The organism is Paenibacillus sp. 01T422 (assembly GCF_056398785.1).
The window spans coordinates 1-4,742 of record NZ_JBFTQB010000494.1 but is presented as its reverse complement, the minus strand read 5'-3'; the positions used below and the strand labels follow the sequence as shown (position 1 = coordinate 4,742).

Annotated in this window: 6 protein-coding genes and 1 pseudogene; all 7 read left to right on the top strand. The window is 48.0% G+C overall.

Going from position 1 to position 4,742, the window contains the following annotated elements:
* A pseudogene (locus tag AC1DUA_RS24110) lies at nt 1-367 on the top strand (ABC transporter substrate-binding protein); the annotation flags it as partial.
* A gap of 99 nt (nt 368-466) precedes the next feature.
* On the top strand, nt 467-1,351 hold the full coding sequence (locus AC1DUA_RS24105) for a carbohydrate ABC transporter permease (RefSeq protein ID WP_477502180.1): 885 nt from the start codon (nt 467-469) through the stop codon (nt 1,349-1,351).
* A 2-nt stretch (nt 1,352-1,353) separates the two neighbouring features.
* Nucleotides 1,354-2,199, top strand: a complete 846-nt coding sequence (locus AC1DUA_RS24100) for a carbohydrate ABC transporter permease (protein ID WP_477502179.1) — start codon at nt 1,354-1,356, stop codon at nt 2,197-2,199.
* Between the two features lie 52 nt (nt 2,200-2,251).
* Nucleotides 2,252-3,214: a glycoside hydrolase family 43 protein gene (locus AC1DUA_RS24095; RefSeq protein WP_477502178.1), complete on the top strand. Its 963-nt coding sequence runs from the start codon at nt 2,252-2,254 to the stop codon at nt 3,212-3,214.
* 169 nt (nt 3,215-3,383) lie between these two features.
* Nucleotides 3,384-4,082, top strand: a complete 699-nt coding sequence (locus AC1DUA_RS24090) for a pirin family protein (RefSeq protein ID WP_477502177.1) — start codon at nt 3,384-3,386, stop codon at nt 4,080-4,082.
* Between the two features lie 16 nt (nt 4,083-4,098).
* On the top strand, nt 4,099-4,428 hold the full coding sequence (locus AC1DUA_RS24085; RefSeq protein ID WP_477502176.1) for a hypothetical protein: 330 nt from the start codon (nt 4,099-4,101) through the stop codon (nt 4,426-4,428).
* A 66-nt stretch (nt 4,429-4,494) separates the two neighbouring features.
* Nucleotides 4,495-4,742: nitric oxide synthase oxygenase (locus tag AC1DUA_RS24080; RefSeq protein WP_477502181.1), on the top strand; the 248-nt coding region annotated here is incomplete at its 3' end.

The following is a 4,742-nucleotide window of genomic DNA, read 5'->3' as shown; positions in this document are numbered from 1 at the left end:
GGGGGGGACGGGTACGGTCATTACGAAGCAATCGAAGAATCAAGAAATTGCGAAGAAATTCCTGTCCTATGCCAAATTGTCCAAAGAGGGGAATATCCAGATCTGGTCACAGCTCGGATTTGACCCGATTCGTACGGACGTTTGGAACGATCCGGCGCTGAAGGCGGACAATAAATTCACCGCCTATTTTGGCAAAAATCTGTGGGACGTTCTCATTTCTGTAAAAGGCGAAATCGCACCTACAAATATTAAAGAGAAAACACCGGCTGTGTCGGATTACCTCAAGACGAAAGCCATTTTCCAAGCGCTGAATGAGTTGAAAGATCCGAAACAAGTATTGGACGATGCCGTGAAAAATATCAAGTAGTTCGAACGCCTCGCGTTCCGTTGCTGGCTTTGCCTGAGCTGAGTTCCATGCCTTAGGTGAAGCCGGCAGCGCTTCCAGAGAGGAGTAGCGATAGTCGATATGAGTAAATTTCTGTATTCCTCCCGGGTGGCTCCCTATGTGTTTGTTCTGCCATTTGTCTTGTCTTTTCTTATTTTCYTTGCCTATCCGGTCGTGAACACGATTGTTATGAGCTTCCAGGAGGTTCTACCGGGTCAAACGCATTTCATTGGGCTTGCAAATTATAAAAATTTATGGAGCGAGTCTTTTTTCACAGCTTTGAAAAATAGCAGCAGGTATACGTTTTGGACCATTCTGGTGTTAATCCCAATGCCGCTTGTGCTGGCTGTATTCCTGAATGCTAAGCTCACCAAGGCGAGCGCTTTTTTTCGTTCCGCTTTGTTTATTCCTTCACTCACTTCCGTTGTTGTGGCGGGTACGATATTCCGGCTTGTCTTCGGCAGTTTGGACGAGTCTGTGATGAACGGGTTCCGTCATTTGCTGGGCATGCCGAGCATTAACTGGCTTGCGGGTTCGGCGACAGGTATGCTTGTCATGGTCATCCTGGCGACTTGGCGTTTTACCGGCGTCAATATCATTTATTTCTTGTCAGCACTGCAGAGTATACCGCATGAATTATACGAATCGGCGGAGATTGACGGCGCGAACAAATGGGACCGCTTCTGGCGCATTACGCTGCCTTTATTGAAGCCGGTTGCGATTTATGTCATTACGATTTCCATCTACGGCGGCTATTCCATGTTTACCGAAAGCTTCATTCTGTGGAATGGCAATCGCTCCCCGAATGACATCGGTTTGACGATGATTGGCCTGCTCTACCGGGAAGGCATCGAGCGCAATAATTTGGGCTTTGGTTCTGCAATTGGTATTACATTGTTAGCGATTACGATGGTGTTGAATGTTATTCAGTTAAAATTTTTCGGCTTATTTAAAAAGGAGGACTAGGCATGCAAATTGAACGAAATAAATTCCTTCAATCCTCCTTATTGTTCTTATTGTTCGCCGTGCTTGCGATTCTGGCACTATTCCCGTTCTACAGCCTGGCTTTGGCCTCGTTGAAACCGTCCAAAGAGATGCTGCGCTACGGGCTTAATGTGAAGCTGCAGCCGGAGTTGTTATCTTTTCATAACTATTCATTCTTGTTCTCTGCCTCCGCTAAGAAGTATTTGATATGGTACAAGAACAGTGTGCTGATCTCAGTTGTTTATACCCTCTGTTGTTTACTTTTATCCTCCATGGTGGGTTACGGGCTAGCGATGTATCGTTTTGTCGGGAGAAATCTTATTTTCCTCTTCGTGCTTCTGGTGATGATGGTGCCAGTGGAAATTATTATGCTCCCGCTGTATAAACAGATGATCAGCTTCCGTTTAATTGATACGTATGCCGGGGTTATCCTGCCTTTTGTCGTAGCACCGCTGCCAATCTTCTTCTTCCGCCAATATGCGGCTGGGCTGCCGAAGGATTTTCTCGATGCGGGAAGAATTGATGGCTGCTCGGAATACGGCATCTTTTTCAAAATTATGATGCCTTTGATGGCCCCGGCTTTTGGCGCTATGGCTATCCTGCAGGCTCTTGCGAGCTGGAACAGCTTCGTTTGGCCACTAATTGTGCTCAAAACAGGCGAAAAGCTGACGCTGCCCATCGGTCTATCCAGTCTAGTCACGCCTTACGGCAATAATTACGACATTCTGATTGCTGGATCCGTGCTGGCGATTGTACCGATTCTAATTGTCTTCATTTTCTTCCAACGTTTTTTCGTATCGGGACTTACCGTTGGCGGCGTGAAAGGCTGACAAACATACAGATCAACAGATAAACAGAGAGAGAATTAAAGGAGACTAACCTATGAAAAACTTGGAAACCAACGTGATTAAACCCCTTTTGGAGCAGCGTGCTGATCCATGGATATATAAGCATACGGATGGCTACTATTACTTCACAGCGTCGGTACCGGAGTATGATCGCATTGAGGTGCGGCGCTCTGCGACAATCGAAGGTTTAAGCGAGGTGAAGCCGGCCGTAGCCTGGCGGAAATATAGCGAAGGCCCCCTTAGTGCCAATATTTGGGCGCCGGAGATCCATTTTGTAGCGGATAAGTGGTATATCTATTTTGCTGCGGCTAGAACGACAGAAACGAACGAGGGTCTTTTTGATCACCGAATGTATGTTCTTGAAAATGCTGCGGCTAACCCTGTGGAAGGGGAGTGGGTGGAGAAGGGGCAGCTGCGCACCGAGTGGGAGAGTTTTGCGCTGGATGCGACTTCTTTCGAACATCGCGGAATTCGGTATTTGGTCTGGGCACAGAAAGACCCTGAAATTGTCGGTAACTCGAACCTTTATATCTCTGAAATGAGCAATCCGTGGACACTCCATGGCAAGCAGGTCATGATAACGACGCCGCAGTATGACTGGGAAACCATCGGCTTTAAGGTGAATGAGGGCGCAGCGGTGTTGAAGGCTAATGGACGTATCTTCCTCTCTTTTTCCGCAAGCGCAACAGACTTCAATTACTGCATGGGGCTGTTAACGGCAGACGAAGATGCAGATTTGCTGGACCCGCAGTCATGGTCGAAATCAAAGTCGCCAGTACTCTCAACCGATGAGAACATCGCTCTATATGGGCCTGGGCACAACAGCTTCACCTTGTCGGAAGATGGTTCGCAGCATATTCTCGTGTTGCACGCGAGGAATTACAAAGAGATTGAAGGCGATCCGCTCTACGATCCCAATCGCCATACGTTTGTTCGCGTGCTGAAGTGGCACGAGGATGGCACGCCGGACTTTGCGGGCTCTATGCTTGGTGATTAATAAACTGACAAAGGCTGTTCCGCAAGGTCTGAAAAGGCCAAGGATGGCCTTTTTCGTTTCCTCTGGCACCTCGCCTCTATTTTGCAACCGATCCGCCACCGTTCCGACATGGAAGTCGATTGTCACAATATGATAAGCTTAGAGTACTTAATAAAGGAGGCGACTAACTGTGATACAAGTATTTCCTGCACATACGCGCAACAGTTCGGATTTGGGCTGGCTCAAGGGGTATAAGAGCTTTTCGTTTGGTGATTATTTTGATGAAAATAATACAGGTTTCGGGGTTATGCGCGTTTGCAATTATGATGAGATTGCCGCGGGTCGCGGTTTTGGGCCGCATCCGCATAGCGATATGGAAATTGTCAGCGTCGTTCTCAGCGGAGCCATTAAGCATGAGGATAGTTTAGGGAATGTGGCGGTAACGGCAGTGGGCGGCGTTCAGCGCATGTCAGCGGGCAGCGGCGTGATTCATGCCGAGTATAATGCCTCGGACTCAGAGCCGCTTAGTTTGTTCCAACTCTGGTTTATGCCTGCGAAACGGGGCACGGAGCCGTCCTTCGAGAATGTGACCTATGTACCAGAGGCAATGACGAATGCCTTGCTGCCGGTCGTAACGCCTGAAGGCGGCGAGCACCAAGCGAAAATTTATCAGGATATGAGCATCTATCTCAGCAAGCTGGAAGCGGGCAAAGAGCTGGTCTTCAATCAGAAAGAGAATCGACGTATTTTTCTTATGGTCATTAGCGGGAAGTTAGAGGCCAATAAGGCTCAGTTGGAAACTATGGACAGCGCGCGCATGGAGGCGGAGTCGTCACTTGCGCTACGTGCTACGGAAGATGCACATTTCATGTTAATCGATCTGCCATAAAAGGGAGGCTGCGGAGATGAAGGAACAATTTTTGGTGAAGCATGCGGTAGGCGGTCGGGCATTTATTGATACAGGCAAGCAGCCTGTTGATTATACGTATAAACAGGTAGAAGACCAATGGGTTTTCACTGTGAAGGTCGATAAGGAGCGTATTGCGGAGCTTTTAAAATGGAAAGATGAGCTTAACGTTTTCATATTTCAAGAGTTTGAGAATCAACCGACACGGAAAGTATGGTTCTATGTTGGCGATGACGCCGTTCAATATTCAGAGGAGCAGGGCGAGTTAACGATTATCGCTGGCTCTCAAATAGCTTATGTACCGGAGCAATTTAGCGCACAATTGTAAAAGATAGGGAGTCCCGGCGGAGGAAAGTCCGTGGGAGCTTCTATGAATCGGAGTGGAGTTACACCTATGAAAGAAGTGCAGGATCAACTACTAGATAAGGCTGTCCCTTTTATTAGAGATTGCTATCTTGAATTAGGCAAAAGCGCTAGCGAAACCGAAGCTCGTATTGCCGATATTACCCGTTCCATTGCGTTCAAGGGTTCCTATGAGCATACGCTGCAAGAGCTGGAGCATGGGGCTAAAATGGCTTGGCGCAACAGTAATCGCTGCATTGGGCGACTGTTCTGGGAATCGCTGACCGTGCAGGATGCCCG